The 20,851-nt window shown below is 62.9% G+C and carries 20 protein-coding genes; 7 read left to right on the top strand and 13 right to left on the bottom strand.

The window, feature by feature from the left end:
- Positions 1 to 14: 14 nt before the first annotated feature.
- The 5 genes from AC3WQS_RS18500 to AC3WQS_RS18480 all read right to left on the bottom strand — a co-directional run bounded on the left by AC3WQS_RS18500 (position 15) and on the right by AC3WQS_RS18480 (position 3,868).
- The gene (locus tag AC3WQS_RS18500; protein ID WP_019748775.1) at positions 15 to 164 is read right to left on the bottom strand and encodes a hypothetical protein; all 150 of its coding nucleotides are present in this window, start codon (positions 162 to 164) and stop codon (positions 15 to 17) included.
- Positions 161 to 775 (bottom strand): imidazoleglycerol-phosphate dehydratase HisB, encoded by a 615-nt coding sequence (gene hisB / locus AC3WQS_RS18495; RefSeq protein ID WP_003942383.1) that lies wholly within the window; start codon positions 773 to 775, stop codon positions 161 to 163. Before hisB ends, AC3WQS_RS18500 begins: the two co-directional genes overlap by 4 nt.
- Positions 772 to 1,914 (bottom strand): histidinol-phosphate transaminase, encoded by a 1,143-nt coding sequence (locus tag AC3WQS_RS18490; RefSeq protein ID WP_019748776.1) that lies wholly within the window; start codon positions 1,912 to 1,914, stop codon positions 772 to 774. The genes hisB and AC3WQS_RS18490 overlap by 4 nt, the downstream gene beginning before the upstream one ends.
- Positions 1,911 to 3,233, bottom strand: a complete 1,323-nt coding sequence (gene hisD / locus AC3WQS_RS18485; protein ID WP_020908000.1) for a histidinol dehydrogenase — start codon at positions 3,231 to 3,233, stop codon at positions 1,911 to 1,913. The genes AC3WQS_RS18490 and hisD overlap by 4 nt, the downstream gene beginning before the upstream one ends.
- A gap of 152 nt (positions 3,234 to 3,385) precedes the next feature.
- The gene (locus AC3WQS_RS18480; protein WP_492741527.1) at positions 3,386 to 3,868 is read right to left on the bottom strand and encodes a hypothetical protein; all 483 of its coding nucleotides are present in this window, start codon (positions 3,866 to 3,868) and stop codon (positions 3,386 to 3,388) included.
- 118 nt (positions 3,869 to 3,986) lie between these two features.
- Here AC3WQS_RS18480 and AC3WQS_RS18475 point away from each other — a divergent pair, with 118 nt between their 5' ends.
- The 3 genes from AC3WQS_RS18475 to AC3WQS_RS18465 all read left to right on the top strand — a co-directional run bounded on the left by AC3WQS_RS18475 (position 3,987) and on the right by AC3WQS_RS18465 (position 9,146).
- Positions 3,987 to 7,256: an arabinosyltransferase domain-containing protein gene (locus tag AC3WQS_RS18475; RefSeq protein ID WP_492713297.1), complete on the top strand. Its 3,270-nt coding sequence runs from the start codon at positions 3,987 to 3,989 to the stop codon at positions 7,254 to 7,256.
- A gap of 140 nt (positions 7,257 to 7,396) precedes the next feature.
- A complete protein-coding gene (locus AC3WQS_RS18470) occupies positions 7,397 to 8,650 on the top strand; it encodes a glycoside hydrolase family 1 protein (protein ID WP_097387308.1) in 1,254 nt (417 codons plus the stop codon).
- Between the two features lie 46 nt (positions 8,651 to 8,696).
- Entirely contained in the window at positions 8,697 to 9,146 is a 450-nt protein-coding gene (locus AC3WQS_RS18465; RefSeq protein WP_492713296.1) for a DUF8021 domain-containing protein, read from the top strand.
- On the opposite strand, the gene AC3WQS_RS18460 is transcribed toward AC3WQS_RS18465, so the two are convergent.
- Complete coding sequence (locus AC3WQS_RS18460; RefSeq protein WP_020969793.1) at positions 9,124 to 9,927, bottom strand: AraC family transcriptional regulator; 804 nt, start codon at positions 9,925 to 9,927, stop codon at positions 9,124 to 9,126. The two genes, AC3WQS_RS18465 and AC3WQS_RS18460, sit on opposite strands and share 23 nt — an antisense overlap.
- Before the next feature lie 92 nt (positions 9,928 to 10,019).
- Between AC3WQS_RS18460 and AC3WQS_RS18455 the strand changes: the two genes are divergently transcribed.
- Positions 10,020 to 10,823 (top strand): sulfite exporter TauE/SafE family protein, encoded by an 804-nt coding sequence (locus tag AC3WQS_RS18455; RefSeq protein WP_223258000.1) that lies wholly within the window; start codon positions 10,020 to 10,022, stop codon positions 10,821 to 10,823.
- On the opposite strand, the gene AC3WQS_RS18450 is transcribed toward AC3WQS_RS18455, so the two are convergent.
- Positions 10,820 to 11,443 carry a dihydrofolate reductase family protein gene (locus AC3WQS_RS18450; protein WP_047889943.1) on the bottom strand — a complete coding sequence of 208 codons (624 nt, stop codon included), beginning with the start codon at positions 11,441 to 11,443 and terminating at the stop codon, positions 10,820 to 10,822. The two genes, AC3WQS_RS18455 and AC3WQS_RS18450, sit on opposite strands and share 4 nt — an antisense overlap.
- Complete coding sequence (locus AC3WQS_RS18445) at positions 11,437 to 12,093, bottom strand: nitroreductase family protein (RefSeq protein WP_003942413.1); 657 nt, start codon at positions 12,091 to 12,093, stop codon at positions 11,437 to 11,439. Before AC3WQS_RS18445 ends, AC3WQS_RS18450 begins: the two co-directional genes overlap by 7 nt.
- Positions 12,094 to 12,203: 110 nt before the next feature.
- On the opposite strand from AC3WQS_RS18445, the gene AC3WQS_RS18440 reads away from it, so the two are divergent.
- Positions 12,204 to 12,833, top strand: coding sequence for a LysE family transporter (locus AC3WQS_RS18440; RefSeq protein WP_020908008.1), 630 nt, complete (start codon positions 12,204 to 12,206; stop codon positions 12,831 to 12,833).
- A gap of 4 nt (positions 12,834 to 12,837) precedes the next feature.
- Here the strand turns inward: AC3WQS_RS18440 and AC3WQS_RS18435 are convergent, their stop codons facing one another.
- The 5 genes from AC3WQS_RS18435 to AC3WQS_RS18415 all read right to left on the bottom strand — a co-directional run bounded on the left by AC3WQS_RS18435 (position 12,838) and on the right by AC3WQS_RS18415 (position 19,362).
- Complete coding sequence (locus AC3WQS_RS18435; protein ID WP_020908009.1) at positions 12,838 to 13,509, bottom strand: DUF1345 domain-containing protein; 672 nt, start codon at positions 13,507 to 13,509, stop codon at positions 12,838 to 12,840.
- Positions 13,510 to 13,577: 68 nt separating this feature from the next.
- Entirely contained in the window at positions 13,578 to 14,897 is a 1,320-nt protein-coding gene (locus AC3WQS_RS18430; protein WP_264612926.1) for a lipase family protein, read from the bottom strand.
- 20 nt (positions 14,898 to 14,917) lie between these two features.
- On the bottom strand, positions 14,918 to 16,249 hold the full coding sequence (locus AC3WQS_RS18425) for a class I SAM-dependent methyltransferase (RefSeq protein ID WP_492713293.1): 1,332 nt from the start codon (positions 16,247 to 16,249) through the stop codon (positions 14,918 to 14,920).
- A gap of 144 nt (positions 16,250 to 16,393) precedes the next feature.
- Positions 16,394 to 17,968, bottom strand: coding sequence for a pyridoxal phosphate-dependent decarboxylase family protein (locus tag AC3WQS_RS18420; protein WP_492713292.1), 1,575 nt, complete (start codon positions 17,966 to 17,968; stop codon positions 16,394 to 16,396).
- Complete coding sequence (locus AC3WQS_RS18415; protein ID WP_492713291.1) at positions 17,965 to 19,362, bottom strand: MFS transporter; 1,398 nt, start codon at positions 19,360 to 19,362, stop codon at positions 17,965 to 17,967. Before AC3WQS_RS18415 ends, AC3WQS_RS18420 begins: the two co-directional genes overlap by 4 nt.
- A gap of 123 nt (positions 19,363 to 19,485) precedes the next feature.
- Between AC3WQS_RS18415 and AC3WQS_RS18410 the strand changes: the two genes are divergently transcribed.
- The gene (locus tag AC3WQS_RS18410) at positions 19,486 to 20,139 is read left to right on the top strand and encodes a GNAT family N-acetyltransferase (protein WP_019748791.1); all 654 of its coding nucleotides are present in this window, start codon (positions 19,486 to 19,488) and stop codon (positions 20,137 to 20,139) included.
- 41 nt (positions 20,140 to 20,180) lie between these two features.
- On the top strand, positions 20,181 to 20,750 hold the full coding sequence (locus tag AC3WQS_RS18405) for a DUF5655 domain-containing protein (protein ID WP_446695852.1): 570 nt from the start codon (positions 20,181 to 20,183) through the stop codon (positions 20,748 to 20,750).
- Positions 20,751 to 20,851: the final 101 nt, after the last annotated feature.

The following is a 20,851-nucleotide window of genomic DNA, read 5'->3' as shown; positions in this document are numbered from 1 at the left end:
AGTCACTTTTCGCGTCACAGACGCAGTGCGCCCGCTACCGCCGCCAGAACCGCCAACCCCAGAAGGATTCCCGACGCAAGCTTGTTGACCTTGAACATCGAGTAGGCGCCGCCCACGGCAATACCCGCGCCGATGAACAGCAGGTAGGTGAAGAGGACGCTCACAGTGTTCCCTTCGTCGACGGCACGCCACTCACGCGCGGATCCGGCTCGACCGCCTCACGCAGAGCGCGCGCAACGGCCTTGTACTCGGCTTCGGTGATGTGATGCTGATCGCGGCCGTACAGAACCCGAACGTGCAGTGCGATACGTGCATTCAATGCGATCGACTCGAACACGTGGCGGTTGATCACCGCGTGATACGGAACACCCGGGTACCCGCCGATGACGGAATGCACCATGTAGTCGGGCTCACCGGTGTGCACGCAGTAAGGGCGACCGGAGACATCGACCGACGCGTGCGCCAACGTTTCGTCCATCGGGATGAAAGCGTCGCCGAAACGACGGATGCCCTTCTTGTCGCCGAGTGCCTGGCCGAGCGCCTGGCCGAAAACGATCGCGGTGTCCTCGACGGTGTGGTGGGCGTCGATCTCGACGTCACCCTTCGCCTTGACGTCGAGATCGAAGCTGGCGTGCGTACCCAAGGCATTGAGCATGTGGTCGAAGAACGGAACGCCGGTGGAGACGTCGACGATGCCGGTCCCGTCCAGATTCAGTTCGACGACGATGCTTGATTCCCGAGTTGTTCGTTCGATCCGCGCGATGCGATCGCTCATGCCGTCTCTCCTGAATTCGTGTCGACCAGCTGGGTGCCTGCGATTTCGTCACTGGCCTTGATGAACGCGTCGTTCTCGGCTTCGAGTCCCACGGTAGCCCGCAGATATCCGGGGATGCCGATGTCGCGGATGAGAACCCCGCGGTCGAGGTATTCCTTCCACGCCTGTGCGCTGTCCGTGAACTGACCGAACAAGATGAAGTTCGCGTCACTGGGAATCACTCGGAAACCGGTGTCCGCCAGTGCCTTCGACACCCGATCACGCTCGGCGGACAAGGCGTGGACACTGCCGAGGGTCTCGTCGGCGTGACGCAGGGCGGCACGTGCCGCCGCTTGCGTGACCACCGAGAGGTGATAGGGCAAGCGCACCAACAACAGTGCGTCGATGAACGCGGGAGCGGCGGCGAGATAGCCGAGTCGGCCACCGGCAAACGCGAAAGCCTTGCTCATGGTGCGGGTCACAACCAGCTTGGCCGGGAACTCGTCGATCAGCGTCATCGCGCTGGGGGCAGCGGAGAACTCCGCGTACGCCTCGTCGACGATCACGATGCCCGGCGCCACGTCGAGGATGCGTCGTAGTTCCGCAATACCGACGCTGTGTCCGGTCGGGTTGTTGGGACTGGTCACGAACACGACGTCCGGTCGACGTTCCTCGATCACTGTGACGGCAGCATCCACGTCGAGTGCGAAGTCGTCCCGACGGAAGACCTCGACCCACTCGGTATCGGTACCGTCGGCGATGATCGGGTGCATCGAATACGAGGGAACAAAACCCATCGCGCTACGTCCCGGACCTGCGAATGCCTGCAACAGCTGCTGCAGAATCTCGTTCGATCCGTTTGCCGCCCACAGATTGTCGACGGTGACCGGTACACCCGTCTGCTTCGACAGGTACGCCGCCAGATCCGTCCGCAACGCGACAGCGTCACGGTCGGGGTAGCGGTGCAGTTCCTTCGCGGCTTCGCGCACGGATTCGGCGACATCGTCGATGAGCGCCTGCGTCGGCGGATGCGGGTTCTCGTTCGTGTTGAGCTGAACCGGCACCGTCAACTGCGGTGCGCCGTATGCCGACTTTCCACGCAGGTTCTCGCGAATCGGAAGGGCGTCGACCGTAATCGATTCTCCAGGAGCACTACTCATCGCAGAGCCTCGAATCGTAGACGCACAGCCTCGCCGTGAGCGGGCAGGTCCTCCGCATTGGCGAGCGTGATGACGTGTCCGGCAACGTCTTTCAGAGCCGACTCGGAGTAGTCGATCACGTGGATCCCACGCAAGAAGGTCTGCACGCTCAGACCGGAGGAGTGACGTGCACACCCGGCCGTCGGCAGAACGTGGTTGGAGCCGGCGCAGTAGTCGCCGAGGCTGACCGGCGCCCATGGGCCGACGAACACGGCACCAGCGCTGGTGACCTGAGCTGCGACACCGGTTGCGTCCTCGGTCTGAATCTCGAGGTGCTCGGCCGCATAAGCGTTGACGACGCGCAGACCAGCGGAAACATCAGAAACCAGTACCGTGCCCGACTGGCTGCCGGTCAGTGCCGTGGTGACGCGTTCGCGGTGCTTGGTGATCTCGAGCTGCGCAGCCAGAGCTTTGTCGACCGCGTCGGCCAATTCGACGCTGGTCGTGACAAGAACGCTGGCGGCCATCACGTCGTGCTCGGCCTGACTGATGAGGTCGGCGGCAACGTGGACCGGGTCAGCGGTGTGGTCGGCGAGGATCGCGATCTCGGTGGGACCGGCTTCTGCGTCGATGCCGACCAGTCCGCGGCACAGACGCTTGGCCGCAGTGACGTAGATGTTGCCGGGACCGGTGATGAGGTCGACCGGGACAAGCTCGGTTCCATCGGTGTCGGTTCCGCCGTAGGTAAGGAGGGCGACGCCCTGCCCGCCGCCGACGGCCCACACCTCGTCGACGCCGAGCATGGCTGCGGCGGCAAGAATGGTCGGGTGCGGCAATCCGCCGAAGTCGGCTTGGGGCGGCGAGGCGACAACAAGCGACCCGACGCCGGCCGTCTGAGCCGGCACGACGTTCATGACAACGCTCGACGGGTACACGGCATTGCCGCCGGGTACGTACAGCCCGACGCGCTCGACCGGCACCCAACGCTCGGTGACCGTGCCACCCGGAACGACCTCGGTGACGGTGTCCTTGCGACGCTGATCGGCGTGCACCTTGCGGGTGCGCTCGATCGCAACCTCGAGGGCTTCCTTGACTGCGGGGTCGAGTTCACGAAGTGCGCGCTCGAGCTCGGCTGCGGGTACACGAACCGAAGCCGGACGAACGCCGTCGAACTTCTCGCCGAACTCGAGGGCGGCTTCTGCCCCGCGATCACGAACAGCTTCGACCATCGGGCGAACCTGATGCAGCACCGCGTCCACATCCACTCCACCTCGGGGAAGCGCGGCGCGAAGTTCGGCCGTGGATGGGGTACGACCACGCAGGTCGGTGCGGGCAAGCATGAGAGTTCCTCTCGTACGCAAACGGGGTGCCTGTGCAAGCGGCAGCAAACCGGTCCGGCATTACAGGCCTGAACAACGCGCCTGAAACACAGAACTGATGTCAATTATCCAGGATAGGCGCACCCCATTTTTCACCGGTCCACCTGCGACGCTCACTGCAGGTCCGGCGCCCGCCGCCGGGCGAGTTCGATCAGCTCGTCCCTTCGGTCGGTCGCCACCGAGATTTCGCGTCCGTCGTGCAGACGAAAGCGGACCCCGGCGCCGGGTGACGCGAGAATTACCCGCATACCTGGGCCGGTCATTCGATAACCGATTCCGGAGCCCATCCCGATATGTACTGCAGTTGCAGACACAACTTCGTCCCACCGAAATACCTGACGCAGCCCCGGAGATAGTGCGATCGACACTCGTTCGACGTCTGTGGTGATGATCACGCGCACCTTCCACATGTACGCGGCCAACCCGAAGGACAGGACCGCGGACAACACGGCGCCGACGTAGCCCGCCGGGTCGTGTTCCACGATCGCCGCGAACCCGCAGACAATCACCAGGACAATTCCGAGGACGACGCACAATGCGGCCGTCGAACGCCGCACAAGTGGGCTCAACGAAATGGACTCGTGAACTTCGTGCACAGCACCCCCGCCTCGATCGCCGACAACCCCCGCACCGCGGAACGGCACCGGGAACACGACCATCCCATTACTCGCGCTTTTATAACAAACACGTCACGCACAGCTAGGGTCCAAAGTCGTGACAGACAGTGACGTGGCCACGACCGCACCTCCGGCCTTGCCGACCCCTCAGCGATCCAGCGGACCGAACCGAGCACGGATCGTTGCGATTGTCGCATCGATCCTCGGCATAGTTTTGTGTGGATCAGTGCCGTTCCTGCCGATCGAGCAGGACACAGCCGTCGTCAACTGGCCGCAGGCCGGGTCGACGAAAAGCGTCGAGGCGCCATTGGTCTCGTACACACCGCTGCGCATGGAGGCATCGATCCCGTGCGCGTCGATCAGCGAGTTGGCCGCCACCGGCGGAACACTCGTCTCGACGGCTCCCCCGGGTGCCGCCGATGCGCGCCGCTACGGATTTGTTGCCACTGTCTCCCCCGAATCCGCCGACGCTCCCGCTCGGGTCGACGTTGTCCTGCGCGATCAAGTGCTGCTCTCGACACCCGTTGCTGATCTGCAAACTGGATGCGCACTCACGCTCGCCGCCGAGCCGACCCGAACCACCTTCAGCGCCACCGGTTCCGAACCGCGCGTCATCGAGGGCGACAGCCGACCACAGGTAGTCGGCGTCTTCAGCGACCTCGATTCGGCATCAGCCGGTTTGAACGTCTCGATCGAGGCGGACTCTCGCTTCACGTCGAGCCCGTCGGTGATCAAGACTCTCGCCATGATTCTCGGGGCACTCACGGCTGTCGTGTCCCTTTTCGCGCTGCACCGCCTCGACAACCGCGACGGCCGGGGCACACGCAAATTTCTGCCCGCCCGATGGTGGAAGTTCACCGTCCTCGACGGCGTCGTCGTCGGAACTCTGGTGCTCTGGCACTTCATCGGCGCTACCACCACCGATGACGGCTACCAGTTCACGATGGCCAGGGCCTCCGAGCAATCGGGCTACATGTCCAACTATTTCCGGTGGTTCGCGGTCCCCGAGACCCCGTTCGGAACGCCGTACTACAACATCCTCGGACTCCTGGCGCACGTCAGCACTGCAAGCCCCTGGGTTCGTCTGCCTGCTCTGTTGGCAGGCATCATCACCTGGCTCGTCATCAGCCGCGAGGTCGCGCCTCGACTGGGAGCCGCAATTCGCGGAAACCGGCTCGCCCTGTGGACCGGCGCACTTGTCTTCCTCGCGTTCTGGCTTCCGTTCAACAACGGACTGCGCCCCGAACCGATCGTTGCTCTCGGCGTCCTGCTGACGTGGTGCTCGATCGAACGCGCAGTCGCGACGAGACGACTTCTGCCGGTCGCAGTCGCGATTCTGATCGCCGGATTCACCTTGACCGCCGGGCCTTCCGGCCTCATCTGCTTCGCCGCACTGATCGCCGGAATCCGCCCGATCATGCGCATCATCATCGAACGTGCCCGCACCACCGGTTACATCGCGGCCGTCGGGCCACTGCTAGCTGCCGGACTGTCGATCCTCATCCCCGCGTTCGGCGATCAGAGCCTCGCCGCCGTCGTCGAGATGCAACGCGTCCACTCGATCTCACCGAACCAGCCCTGGTTCGACGAGTACCTCCGCTACCAATACCTCTTCAACATCTCTGTCGACGGTTCTCTGACTCGCAGATTCGGTGTGTTCGTCATGGTTCTGTGCCTTGGCGTCTGCACCGCGATGATGCTGCGCAAGGGCGGCCGGATTCCCGGTTTGGCCGCCGGTCCGTCACGCCGCGTCGTGGGGCTGACGATCGGCGCACTGCCACTGCTGATGTTCTCGCCGACCAAGTGGACGCACCACTTCGGAATCTTTGCCGGACTCACCGCCGTTCTGGCGATGATGACGGCGGTCGCCGTGGGAACAAAACTCCTGCGCTCGCCGCGCAATCGGGCCCTCTTCGCGGCAGCCGTACTGTTTCTCCTGGCTGTCGCATTCACCGGCAGCAACAGCTATTACTACGTGTCCAGCTACAGCGTTCCGTGGTGGGACAAGCCGGTGTCCATCAGCGGACTCGGCGCGAGCACCGTCCTCCTCGGGCTGACGGTGCTGATGCTCGGCGTCGCCGCGTGGTACTTCTTCCGTGAGCCGTACACCGCCGGGAAGGAACCGTCCGCGAAGCACGCTCGACTGCTTGCCATTTCGCCACTGACGATTGCCGCAGGTGCCATGGTCCTCTTCGAGGTGCTGTCCATGGCCAAGGGCGCGATCACCCAGTACCCGGCCTATTCGGTGGGCCGTGCAAACGTCGACGCCGTTCTCGGCCAACACTGCGGACTCGCCAACGACGTTCTGCTCGAGACCGATCCGAACGCCTCGATGCTGACGCCCCTCTCGGGCAGCGTCGCCACAGCACTCTCCGCCGGTGGGGCTACGGGATTCGATCCGAATGGCGTCGCCTCCGACCTTCGAGCAGACAAGGAAGCCACGGCTACCGGCGGCGCGAACACCGTCGACACCTCCGAGGACACCGCCGGTAACTCGGCCGGAACCGGCGGTGGCGCCGGACAGACCGGAGTCAACGGTAGTTCGGTCGCGTTGCCGTTCGGTCTCGACCCGGCGACAACACCCGTCATGGGTAGTTACGGTCAGCCCTCCCCCGGCACTCTGACCAGCGACTGGTACCAACTCCCCGACGTGGGCGAGAACGCCACACGCGGAGACATCATCTCGATTGCAACCGCTGGTCGTGTTCGGTCGGTCGACAAGGACGGAATCGTCACCTACGGCCAGAACGTCGAGGTCGAATACGGAACAGCGCGTGGCGTCGACGATGCCGAAACAGACGCTGTGGAAACACTCGGAAAGATCGCGCCCCTCGACATCGGTCCGGCACCGTCGTGGCGGAACCTGCGTGTGCCGCTGGACCAGATTCCCGTCGAAGCCAACAGCATTCGACTTGTCGTCAGCGACTACGACAGCAAGCCCGACCAATGGGTGGCCGTCACCCCGCCGCGGGTTCCGAAGACCCAGAAGCTCAACGACGTCGTCGGTTCACAGGCGCCCGCCATGCTGGATTGGGCTGTCGGACTGGCATTCCCGTGCCAACGCCCCTTCGATCATCGGGTCGGTATCGCCGAGGTCCCCGAGTATCGGATCCTTCCCGACCATTCCGGCGCGCTCGTGACCAGTGCCTGGCAGGACCACTACGGCGGTGGACCGTTGGGGTGGATCGATCTGCTCCTGACCGCTCAGACCATTCCGTCGTATCTCGACAACGACTGGGCTCGCGATTGGGGTTCGATCGAGAAGTACACACCGATCGATCCGAGTGCAGTGCCTGCCCAGGTCGACGAAGCGACCGTTCAGCGCTCCGGGACGTGGAATCCGGGATCGATGACCATGGTTTTCTGAGCGGAATTTCTGAGCGGATGGGTCACTGAGTGACACGGTCCAGTCGCGGGCGGATCGGACGAAACGCCTGCGACTGGACACTTGTATGACTTAGTCTCCCAGGCATGGGAGCCCTGTCACGGTCTGTTACGCCTGCACTCATGGCACTGACGTGCCTGCTCGGGGCGCTCGCCTTTCCCACTCGCGCCTCGGCGGAGGTACCGGATGACTTCCTCTGGGGCGTTGCCACCTCCGGATTCCAATCGGAAGGTTCGTCGCCGGACAGCAACTGGTCTCGATACTCCGATTCCGGACGAACCCACGACAAGATCGGTGATTCGGTCGACTTCCGGCATCGCTACGCCGAGGACATCGACCGGGCGGCCGATCTGGGATCGAAGGTTTTCCGATTCGGCGTCGAGTGGGCGCGAGTTCAGCCCGCCGCCGGGAGCTGGAACGAGGCCGAATTCGCGTACTACGACGACGTGGTAGCTCACATCCGCGCGCGGGGCATGACTCCGATGATCACGCTCGACCACTGGGTGTATCCGGGATGGGTTGTCGATCAAGGCGGCTGGACAAATCCGAAGACGGAAGCCGATTGGCTGGTCAACGCAGAGAAGGTAGTCGAGCGGTACTCCGGAATCGGAGCGCTGTGGATCACGATCAACGAGCCGACTGTGTATGTTCAGCGTGAATTGACCTACGGCGGAATCGCACTCACCCAGGCACCGTCGATGTTCGATTCATTGGTCCGAGTCCACCGGGCGATCTACGACCGCATCCATGTTCTCGATCCCGGTGCCCGCGCGAGCAGTAATTTCTCCTTCATTCCCGGCGTGTCCGAGGCGATCGATTCGGTATTCACGGATCGGGTGCGCGACAAGCTCGACTTTCTCGGGATCGACTACTACTACGGTGTGGCCCTGAACAATCCGACTGCCGCGTACGCCGCACTCGACGAGTTCTACAACGTCACACCACAACCCGAAGGCCTCTACGACGCATTGATGCGGTACTCGGGCAAGTATCCAGAACTCCCCCTCTACATCGTCGAGAACGGCATGCCCACCGACAATGGAGCGCCGCGCGCCGACGGTTACACACGCGCGAATCACTTACGCGATCACATCTATTGGATGGAACGCGCCCGAGAAGACGGTGCCGACGTGATCGGCTACAACTACTGGTCCATCACCGACAACTACGAATGGGGTTCGTACCGACCTCGATTCGGCCTCTACACGGTCGATGTTCTCGGCGATCCCACTGCGGCGCGAATCCCGACCGACGGCGTCGACGCCTACCGCCGGATCATTCACGAGAACGGCGTCGGGGCCGACTACGTGCCCGTCATGGCCCCGGCTTTCTGCTCGCTCGTCGATCCTCCCCGCAGCTGTACGGCTACTCGATGACGGCCGTTTTCCGAAATTCCTCCACACCTCGTCGTTAGGATGTCCCATGCGAACACTGCAAAATATCGCCGGAACTGCCGCTGCCACGGCTGCCCTGATCCTGGTTGCCGGAGGCGCTGCGACAGCAGCCCCCAACCCGGCCGATTCACCCCGCGAGGCGCAGGCACGCGCCTACATCGACGCCCTGGTCTCCCATGACGTTTCCGATGTTCATTTCGCCCCGGATGCGACGCGCGTCGAAGCCGGACTCAAGACGGGGTTCTCCGGACCACAGATGTCCGCCGACCTCGAAAACGGTATCCAATACCGCGTTATCCAGGGCGTACGAGACCTAGAGATGTCGGAAGCCGGGGACATCGTCTCGACCACCTATCTGCTCGACGCGGGAATCGGTGGCACTCGCCTCATGACCGTGGAGATTCGTGAAACCTTCGAAGTCCGTGACGGTCTCATCCACGACGTCGTCGCCCACATCATCCCGGTGTCTGTGTCCTGACGCGCGCCCGATAGCTACTGGGCGGTGCACCCGAAACTCGGGTGCACATCGCTGCGAAGGCAGCCGGCGTCGAGTATCCGAGTTCAGACGCAACGGCTGTCACACTGGCACCGGCAGAGAGTTTCGGCAGCGCGTGAAGAATGCAGGCACGCTGCATCCACGACGACGCGCTCATCCCCGTTTCCGAGATCAGCAAGCGGTGCAGTGTTCGTTCACTGATGTGGAGTTGCTCGGCCCACCGCGTGGGCGAGTCGTGGATCGACGGGCCGGCGAGATACCGCGTGCACAACGCCCGCAATCGCGGGTGCCGAGGCAGCGGGAGTTCCACAGGTAGGGGCGCAAGATCGCGAAGTTCGTGCAGGATCAGCTGAAATACCGCGGCGCCGCGTCCGTGTGCGGGGAAGTCGTCCTCCACGTTCAGCTCGACATCCATGTCGACTGCAGCGACGAGCAGCTCACGCAGGAGCGACGACACCGCGACGACTCGGCACCTGACCGGGAACCACGGCGCTGCGGACGGTTCGATGTAGAGGCTTCGCGTGCTGACGCCGTCCATCGTCACTGCATGAGCGACACCGGCGGGAATCATGACCGCATTGGACGGCAGAACCGTCCACTCACCGTCATCGGTTTCGACGTTCATCGCACCGTTCACAGCGAAGAGAAACTGGGCTCGTCGATGTTTGTGGGCGGCCAGCACGTGACCTGGTGGGTAGTCGGTTCCGATTGCGAGAACACCGCGAGGTGAGTGATCGACGTCGTTGATCGAGATGTTGCGCACCGGAGGAACCTACCGAGTCCGTGTCTGATTGACAATGGAACGTGGCGAACCTTCGAATGTGCGCCAGCGGAGAAATCGCTACCGTTCATCAAGTGCTTCACTACGCCCTCATCCTTCTCGCTTTCGGCGCCTTGACCGGAGTCACTACCGTTCTGTTCGGATTCGGTGGCGGGTTTGTCACCGTCCCAGTCGTTTACGCTGCATCCACACTTCGGGCGGACGTCATCGATCCGATGCATGTCGCCGTCGCATCCTCGGCGGCAGTGATGGTGGTCAATTCACTCAGTGCCACAATCGCATTCAGGAAGTCAGGACGGCTTCGGGCGGAGTACATCAGACCACTGATCGGCCCCGTCGCAGCCGGAGCAGGCCTCGGAGCGGTTGCGGCAGGTCACGTCGACGACGGCGCCGTTCGGATTCTGTTCGTCCTCTACCTCGTGGTCACAATCCTCGACAGCCTTCTGCGACAAGGGTTTCTGACACCACCTGAACCTCGAGAACATCTTGACCGTCACGGCGTCCGCGCTGTCGGGATAGGCATCGGCGCCGTCGCAAGTTTCCTCGGAGTCGGCGGGAGCGTCATGACGGTTCCGATGATGCGTCGCGGCGGAGTTCCGATGGCCGACGCCGCCGCGAGCGCCAACCCGTTGAGCTTGCCTGTCGCCGTCGTCGCGACTGCGGTGTACGCGGCCTCATCAGGGCACAGCACCGCCTCGGATCTGTCAGCGGGCAGAGTCGGCGCAATCGACCTTCTCGCCGTTTGCGCGTTACTGGCCGGCTCTCTACCTGCGATTGCACTGAGCCGGCGAATTGTCGGCGCCATCCCGGACCGGATCCACGCCGCCGCCTACATCGCTTTACTCGGCGTAGTCACGGCGGTGATGATCGCGGCTTAGTGGACGGCGTACCGCAGATAGATGACGCCACTGTCGAAGGTTTTCTGTTCCAGCAGCCGCAGGTCCAGTCGCCCGCGCGGGAGAGCAGGCAATCCGCCTCCCACGCTGACCGGGCAGACGAACAGTCGGCATTCGTCGACCAACCCCGCCGCGAATGCACTTGCAGCGATCGTCGGCCCGCCGATCGAGATATCTTGTACCGCTTCGCTCTCGAGCGCACGAACGGCGTCGGCGTCGAAGTCCCGGGCAATCGTTGTGCGCGCCGTCGACACCTCGTTCAGCGTCGTGGAGTACACGATTTTATCGATGCCACCCCAGATCTGAACGAACTCGACTGTCGCCGCCTCGATTCCGGCAAACTCGTCCGGCACCGAAGAACCTACCGATGCGGAAGTACCTTGAAGGTCCTCGTGTGCCGTTGTCTCCCAGGGAATCATTGTCTCCCAGGGAATCATCGTCTCGTACATCCGGCGCCCGAGCAGGTACGTGCCGACTCCCCTCTCGAGCTCGTTGACGAACGAATGGACCTGCGCGTCGGGAACCGCCCAGTCGAAGTTCCCCTGCTCATCAGCCACATACCCGTCGATCGAGCAGATCGCCGAGTAGATCAGGCTCACCATCGGTCCACGTGCAGCACGTTGTCGACCGGTTCACGGGCGGCGGGTTTGAACGTCTCGCCGGTGAAGTACGCCGTCGGGATAAGCGCCGCCTGATGGAATCCGGCCGGAATACCCAGCAGCTCGGCAACTTCCGCTTCACGCTGCAGGTGCAATGTCGTCCACGCCGTACCGAGTCCACGTGCCCGTGCGGCCAGAGCGTAACTCCACGCGGCCGGGAGTAGAGAACCCCACAGACCGGCCTGGTTCCCCTCCGGCAACGTCTTACCCGCCTTGATGCACGGAATGAGAAGAACCGGCACCTCGCCCATGTGCTCACCGAGCCACGCGACGCTGGTGCCTACTCGCTGTTGGATCGGCGCGCGATCGGGATCATCGGCGAAGAGTTTTGCCGCCGAACCGTGAGAAGCAAGGTACTCGTCGGTGACTTCCTTGTAGATCTGCCCGACTGCTGCACGCAGTGCCGGATCGGTCACCACCATCCACTGCCACCCCTGGCGATTCGAACCGGAGGGCGCCTGCAGGGCGATCTGGAGGCATTCCTTCACCAGGTCCAACGGCACGGGACGGGTCAGATCCAGACGCTTTCGAACCGTCCGCGTTGTGGTCAGTAATTCGTCGGGTGTCAGGTCGAGTACGGGATACGACGTCATCTCCCGATCATTGCACTGTCGCGAGCAGTGAGCAGGACAGTCCGTCTACACTTTTCTGATCCCGTGCGTGCTGGATGTCGGGAGTATTTCCCGATCAAAGGACTTTCGACATGAGTTGGCACGTCTGGTTGGCGTTCTTCGGAGCAAGTTGGGTGATCAGCCTGTCACCGGGGGCCGGCGCCATTGCGTCGATGTCGTCAGGGCTTGCCTACGGCTTGCGGCGCGGATACTGGAACATCTTCGGGCTGCAGTTGGGATTGCTGCTGCAGATCGGAATTGTCGCGGCCGGGGTCGGTGCAATTCTCGCCAGTTCGACCGTGGCCTTTTCCTTGATCAAGTGGTTCGGTGTGGCATACCTCGTCTACCTGGGAATCAGGCAGTGGCGATCGGCGCCCACCGAGGTGGAGACCGACGAGGCAACCGCGAGCAGTTCCGGCCCGATGATGATGCTTCGCGGTTTTCTCGTGAACGCGAGCAACCCGAAGGCTGTCGTTTTCATGCTCGCAGTGCTCCCACAATTCCTGGACCCGTCGGCACCGCTGCTTCCGCAGTATCTGATCATCGCCGCCACGATGTGCGCAGTCGACGTGATCGTGATGACCGGATACACCGGGCTGGCCGCACGGGTGCTCACCTTGATGCGATCCCCCAAACAGCAGAGAACCACCAATCGAGTGTTCGCCGGCCTGTTCTTCGGAGCCGCCGGCTTCCTCTCGAGCATCGGACGTGCAGCGGCTTGATCGGTCACAGGCCTGCAATCAAGTTTACGACGGACGCCACGATCACCGAACCGAACAGGTACGAGAGCAATGCGTGGCCGAGCGCCATCGCGCGCATGTCCGACGACTTCAAGTTGGTGTCGGAAATCGCGAAGCTCATCCCGACTGTGTAGGCCACGTAGGCGAAATCGCTGTACCGCGGCGGTTCTTCCTGATTGAAATCGATTCCGCCGTCGGGGCCCGAGTAGTACAGCCGCGCATAGCCGAGGGCGAAGAGCGTGTGGACCGCCAGCCACGAGATCACGACACTACCGACTGCAACCGATGCCGCCACGACTTGGTAGTGATGTCCGTCGGGTGCCGCCAAGAGCAGGAACGCGATACCGACGAGGCTCGCGACGGCAGCGCCGAGAATCAGCAGGTGTGCGACGTTGCGAGCCGGTTCTTCCCGCGTTGCGTGGCTCGCGGTGAGCGTCGCATCGAAGGGCCAGACCAGAATCCACGTCCACACCGTGAACACCATCGCCGCGACATCCCAGCCGATCAGGAAAGCGAACCGGGGGTAGCCGACCAACGCCGTGACGACGCCTGCAGCGACACCGAGCACCAGACCTGTCGACACTCTCAGCGCTGGCCCGGCACCCAGCTCACTCCGCGGAACCGGGTTGATCGGAAGGTCGTGCGATCGATCGTTCACGGGCTCAGTCAACCACCGTTCGCAATGAGACGGTGGTTACGCCGCAAGGTAATCGAGAAGCAGGCGTGTCAGGCGTTGCAGGTGTCGACCAAAGGCTTGCCGTTGAATCTGTCCAGCACGTACCGCAATCCGACACCGAAGTCCGCTACGGCCGGCGCGAGGTGATTGTTACCGCTCCCCGGATTCACTGCAGGCAGGGTGTCGGTGAACAACGTCGCCTCGGCCCCGCGCGCGCACCAGTCCTGAACCAGGCGCCGGGTTTGCTCGTACGGGATGAAATCGTCGTTGAGCGCTCCGTTGACCAGAATCGGCGAGGCCGGGGTTCGCCGCCCGATGCGTTGTTCCTCGATCACCTGCTGGATCTCCGGTACCGATTCCACCACGTCGGCAAGTGGCCGGCCGTCCGTGGTCCACGACGCCGTCGACTGCTTCCCGTACTTGGTTCGGGAATCGATGAGGCATTGCCCGGCGACGTCGGCGAGCACGGACCGGCCGTAGTCGTTGAGTCGAGATTCGATCGGCTCTCGGGCGGCGGGATATCGGTCGAGGACGCCGTTGATCGTGTAGCCGATCGCGGCCATCAGGCCGGTACCGTCGATATGACGCAGAACGCTTGCCAGGTCTGCCGGGGGCGCGCTCGCGTAACTCCCGACCAGATTCAACTCAGGCGCGTATTCGGGTGCCAGTTCGGTTGCAGCGGCAGTGGCGCCGCCGCCCTGCGAATGGCCCCACAGCGCTATCGGATCGTCCTCTCCTGCCTTCGCCAAGGCTCGGGCAGCGCGTGCACCGTCCAACATCGCATGGGCTTCCTCGGCGCGATTGACGTAGGTATGGATGCCGGGTGTTCCGAGTCCGATGTAGTCGGTGACAAACACGCGAACGCCCTGGGCTAGGAATGCGAAAGCAAATGCGGACTCGTAGTTGACACCGACACTGTCCACACCGGCACCGTAGTTCGACGGATTCCCGGGTTCCGCCAGGCGGAGTTGACCGGCAGTGGGAAACATCCTCGACGGCGCGCACTGATCACCTTGGCCCTGAGTGCCCGGACCGATCACGACCGTCGGGCGCGGGCCCGCGCCTGACCACGGGGCAGCCGGCTCCAGGAACGAGCCCGACACAGCAACATTGGATCCGTGGGTGTCGGTACTCGAATACAGGATCCGGGTCCCGACACCAGGCACTCCGCCAACGGCACCGGCCAGCGGCAGCGGTTCCGTCCGAATCACCGAACCCGGATCACCGACGTCGCCCGGAATCGCGTCGTAGAAGTCGTTCACAGGTTCGGCGTTCGATATCGGTGTGAACAGTAGCGAGGTCGACAACAGCGCCGATACCGCAACGGCCGAAACCTTCAGTGCCGCGAGGACAACCTTCCGGGTGCTCATGGAAATCCAACGTATAGGCCTCAGTCGACGCGCGGACCGGTTTCGATCTGCGGGACTTCAATCGATCGATACCAACTGCTACGCGAGCGGGCCATGCCACTGGCCCCCCGATCGCCTGGTTTCACGGCCAGGACCTGATGAATCGTAAGCCTGTGCGACTCCTCGAAACCCAGGGCACTGGCAGCGAGATACAGCAACCAGGTACGCACGCGGGGAGCACCGACCTGTAGGACCGATGCGTCCCAGTTCTCGCGAAGGTTCTGTACCCACGCGCGCAGTGTCAAGGCGTAATGCTCGCGCAACGCCTCGCTGTCACGCGTCTCGAAACCTGAAAGTTCCAGCGCATCAATGGTTTTGCTCAGCGGAAGGATCTCACCGTCCGGGAAGATGTACCTGTCGATGAAACTGCGTCCGTCATCGACGTTGTCCGACAAAGACTTCACCGCCGCGATGGCGTGATTGAGCAGACGACCCTGTGGCGCGAGCAGGTCGAAGAGTTTTGCCGTGTACACCGGCAAATTGGCCAGGCCCACATGCTCGGACATGCCGATGCTCGAAATCGCGTCGTACGGGCCGTCGTCGACGTCGCGATAGTCCTGCACCCGAATCTCGATACGATCGGCCAAACCCGCGTCGGCAACTCGTCCCTTGGCGTACTCGACCTGCTCGTTGCTCAGTGACACTCCGACGACGTCGACGCCGTAGTTCTGGGCAGCGTGCAGTGCCATCGATCCCCAGCCACAACCGACGTCGAGCAGTCGCATTCCCGGCTTCAGATCGAGCTTGCGGCAAATCAGATCCAGCTTCGCGTACTGAGCAGCTTCGAGGGATTCGACCCCTTCCGGCCAGTACCCGCACGAATAGACCATGCTCGGCCCGAGAAACATTTCGTAGAAGCGGTTCCCGACGTCGTAGTGATGGGAGACCGTGGCCGAATCGCGTGATTTACTGTGCCGCTTGCCTCGCTTACGACGCATCTCGATCGACGGAGGCGATGGCGGTGGACCCACCGCCCCCAAGCCGGCGAAAGTACCGGCGGCGCGCACCAGCGAGCGCAACGGCAACGCCGACAAACGATTCTCACCGAGCCGCGTGACCAGATCCGGGACACCGAGGAGCGCAAAGATATCGCCGTCTACGTCCAGATCGCCGGACACGTATGCCCTCGCCAGCCCCAATTCGTTGGGAGAGTACAGGACTCGACGTAGGGCACGCCGATTCCGGAAATGTACCCGCGCAGCGGCGTCCGGCGGACCTGCCTCCGAACCGTCCCAACATCGCACGCGAACCGGAAGCGGAACCCCGATCACTTCCTCGAAAACCGTCAAAATCTTGGTCGCGGCACCAGTCACAGATCAACCCCTCCGACAAAGATGGTTAGCCGATGACAGAAAACTTACGCCCGATTCGCGAATCTTTCGCGCCATTTGTCCGAGTTTTGGGCAGTGTTCACCGCAGTTTCGGTATTCATCGAGGTTTCGGTATTCATAGCGGTGTCAGGGCTCCACCAGCCCGGCGAGGAATTCCACCAGCAGTCTCTTAGTCACCTCACGTGGCAGCGATTCCACTGCCGCGAGGACGGCCGCCATGTCCAAGGGAGAATCAGCAGAACCCCGAGGATCCAGCCCCGCCGACCTCAAAGCTGCCGCGACGGCGTCACTTGGCAACGCAAGAACATCGGCGACGGTGACATCGCCACGTTCGAATGCTCCGGCCAACTCTGCCAGTGCCGGCGGCGCCTCGGCTGCCGCCGAGCCGCGAACGTCGTCGGCACCGAGGACGAGCGCATTGGTCAACTCGCCGAGCACCGACTCGGTCACCGGGGTGACGGTGAGGTGGGTTGTTCGAGGCAATACAGTTCCGTCAGGTTGCGTCGACGCCGGCTGCCCTTGAAGGACGAAGCCGCGGGCACCGACAGCGCTTACCCAGCGATGCGGATCGACTCGACGTTCGAGGGGCACCGAACCATCGGTGGCGACCGCGAACAGCGGCCCCACCGGCGAGCCCACGACGCGAAGCCCGTCGATGCTCTGGGCCGTCTCGATCAGCGCACGGGTGGCCCGCTGCGCCCGGGACACCAGTTCGGCGTACCCCGATTGCCCGAGAACTTGCGAAATCGCCCACGCTCCGGCCAGAGCAGCAACGGATTTGGAACCGAGAAGCGTGGGATTGACCACCGGATACCCCGGCCAGTCCGTGAGCCCGAAATACTGCTTGCGATGCAGGTCACGCCCGCGGTGCAGCAAGACCGAGACGCCCTTGGGTGAGTATCCGTACTTGTGGAAGTCGACCGACATGCTGGTGACACCGGGCACCTGGAAATCCCAGGGCGGCAGATCACCCCACCACGGCAACGCAAGCCCACCGATGCAGGCGTCGACATGTAATGGAATCGAATGTGCACGAGCAACTTCCGCGACGTCGGCGATCGGGTCGAGCGCCGCGAACGGGTAATTGGGCGCCGAGACGACGATCAGAACCGTGTCCTTCCGAACTGCCGTCGCAATATCTTGTGCGCCCACGCGCCCCGACGTGGGATCTACGGGTACCAGGATGAGTTCCAGTCCGAGTAGGTGCGCTGCCTTGTGGAAAGCGGCGTGCGCGGTGGTCGGAAGAACCAGCGAACCCTCACCCGGCGGGAGCCCGCGGAAGTCGCGAGCTGCCTTGACGGCCAACACACAACTCTCCGTTCCGCCGCTGGTGACATTTCCGACGACTACTCCTCCGGTGTCTGTGTCTGTGTCTGTATCGGTATCTGCGGCTGGGTCTGAAGCTCCATGGAGGAACTCGCGAGCGAACGCAACCAACTCACGCTCCATCACCGCCGTGGACGGGAACACCGTCGGGTCGAGACCGTTGACCGGCTGAACCAATCGAGCTGCGTCCGCTGCCAACTCGTCGAGGGCTGCGAGACCGCTGTCGTACACGTACGACAGAACCCGGCCTCCGTGCGTCGGGGCGTCCTGCTCACGAAGCGAACGCAGCCGAGTCAAGATGTCGGCCGCCCTCTTCTCGAGGTTCGTGCTCTCGACGATCTTGCCCTGAAGTTCCTCGGCCTGAGTGGAACTCATCGTTCACCTACGTTCTCGTGAGTGGATTCTTGTTCAGTGCGGTAATTCCGCAATACGACCAGGCTGATCGCAACCAGGATCGCCGGCACGACCGAGAAGCCAAGGGCTATCCCGGTCAGCGCTGATTCCGGTTGCACGACAGTCTCGCCCGCAGTTTTCGAAACGAAGCCGGTCACCGCGAGTACACCCAAGAACACCGCGGGCCCCAGAGCAAGGCCTGCGGTTTCCGAGGCGGTCCAGATACCACTGAGCGAACCACCACGTTGGCGTCCACCGATTCGCGCGTCGTCCTCGATGACGTCAGGAAGCATCGCCAACGGGAACACCTGCATGCCGGCATATCCGACGCCGGCAAGGGCGACTGCACCGTAGATCCACGAACCGGCGTTGACAGCCGCAAGGGTCAACAACGCCGTCGCGACGACAAACAGAACCGAGGACACGACGTAGCCGCGAAGCTTTCCGTACCGATGCGAGAACCGGTACCACAGCGGCATGACGACGAGAGCTGGTCCGACGAGTGCAACGAACAGACCGGGGAGCGCGCCTTCGCTGCCCATCACATAGGTCGCCAGATATTGCGCACCCGCCAACATCACAGCGGTGGCAAGTGCTTGGAGCACGAAGACGATGACCAGCAATCGGAACGCGCGGGTACGTCGTATCGCGTCGAACCCGTCCCGGTACTGCGAGAGCAACGAGCCGACCGGCGCGTCCGCGTGAGTCACCGTGTGGCGCGCCGCTCCGCGAACTGCCCAGATCATTGCCCCACACATCAGCGCCGACACCCCGATGGCCATGACCAGATAACCGCGTGCTCCGCCCCCGGCAGCGTCGCGAAGTTCCGGTCCACCGGCGCCGATGACCAGAATTGTCAGGGCCAACACCGCAATTCGAACCGATACCAAACGAGTGCGTTCGTGGTAATCGCCGGTCAACTCGGTCGGCAACGCGATATATGGAACCTGAAAGAGGCTGTACGCACTCGCCGCGAGCAGGAAGAAGACGAGCACCCACAACGCCCCGACTCCGGGGCCCGCAGACACGGGGGCTGAGAACGTGAGAATGAAGAGCAACGGCAGTCCCAAAGCGCCTGCGAGCATGAGTGGCACTCGCGTACCAGTTCGATGAGAGCTTCGATCGCTGATCGACCCGATCAGCGGATCGATCAGGACGTCGGCGATTTTCGGGACAATGACTACAAGCGACGCGAGCGCCGCGGCCACGCCGAGCGTATCGGTCAGGTAGTACGCCAGTACCAGACCTGGAAGCACGCCGAATCCACCCGTGCCGACACTTCCCGCTGCGTATCCGGCCACCACACCACGCGAAAGCCTGTCAGGCGATCTACCTTCACGAAGACGTACCGGTTTGTCTGTAGTCACCGTCCACACACTAATGTCACGACTCCGTACCGCGAGGGCAAAAGAATCTCGATGACCAGAAGTCGCTCACTCGGACGGGCCGGGCATGCCAGACTGTGACCCGATTCGCACACGAACGAAAGCCTGAAGACGATGGTTGATCCACTGACAGAGATCTGGCCTCCGTACGGAGTCACGATCACGTGTGGGCGCATCACCTTGGTCCCTGTGCGCGACGACCATTTCCCCGAACTCGCTGCGCTGGTCCGAGCCGGCATTCACCCTGCCGAACAGATGCCGTTTCTCGTCCCCTGGACGGTGGGCACTCCCGAAGAAGTGTCGCGAAGATTCATCCAATACCACTGGTCGGTCCGCGGAGCGATGACCACGGCCGACTGGAAATTCGAAACAGCCATTGTCGTCGACGGAGAAATTGTCGGCTGCCAGGCGTTCGCCGCGACGGACTTTCCCAAAAGTCGTACCGGTGAAACCGGCTCGTGGATCGGGCGCGGGTTCCAAGGCCGGGGCATCGGCACTCTTGCCCGACAGGCAATCTGCGCATTCGCATTCGACTCTTTGGGCGCACGAAGCGTCGTGTCGTCGGCGTTCACGGACAACCCCGCCTCGATCACGGTGTCGACCAAAGTCGGCTACCGCGCCGACGGCACAGTAGAGGAGTTGGCTGCCGACGGCCGAATGACCGTGCGTCGACTCTTCACCCTCAGGCGCGAAGATTTTGTCGCACCGCCGTACCCCGTCGAAGTGACCGGCGCAGACGCGCTCAGGGCGATGCTGGGTATCGACTGAGCGAGCTACCCGTGCACCGTGACAGCCGGTAGAACAGACGCATGGAACCCTCCGACATGATGGCCGCAGTCACCTCGTCCATGCGCGACCGTACCGGACGCACTCTCGAAGAATGGGTTGAGGCTGTACGGACGTCGGGGGTCGACCCGCTCGATCAGAACAAAGTCCGCAAGTGGCTGAAAGCAGAGCACGGTGTACCGCAGAACTCGCAGTGGGCAATTGCATTCGAGACTGCCAAACAGTCCGGATGGGTGGAGCCGACCGTCGAGCAATACATCGACCAGCAGTACAGCGGCCCGAAGGCAGCACTGCGACCCATCTTCGATGCAGCCCGACGTCTGATCGAAGAGCTCGGAACCGATGTTCGAGTCGAAGGCCGCGGAACATACACGCCCTTTGTTCGCGCTCGCCAATTTGCTGCCATCGCAGCGGCCACCAAAGCCCGAGTCGACCTCGGACTACGTTTTGTCGAGGCCCCCGGTTCCGAACTTCTGGTGCCGGCCAAAGCTCCCGGGCAGTCGACTCACAAGATCGGGCTCACCAGCACCGAGGACGTGAACGACGAAGTCGGATCGCTGATAGCCATCGCGTATCTACAGAACGGCCGGTAGGACACTAACTCGCCGCCACGCAACCACTCACCGGCACGCTGCACGAAAGTCCCTGTTCTCCTTGTCGGAGAACAGGGACTTTCTTCACCGCGGGGGAAGGT

Source organism: Rhodococcus sp. FW305-130, assembly GCF_058788335.1.
The sequence above is the reverse complement of the archived record's forward strand: the minus strand, read 5'-3'. Positions and strand labels throughout refer to the sequence as shown.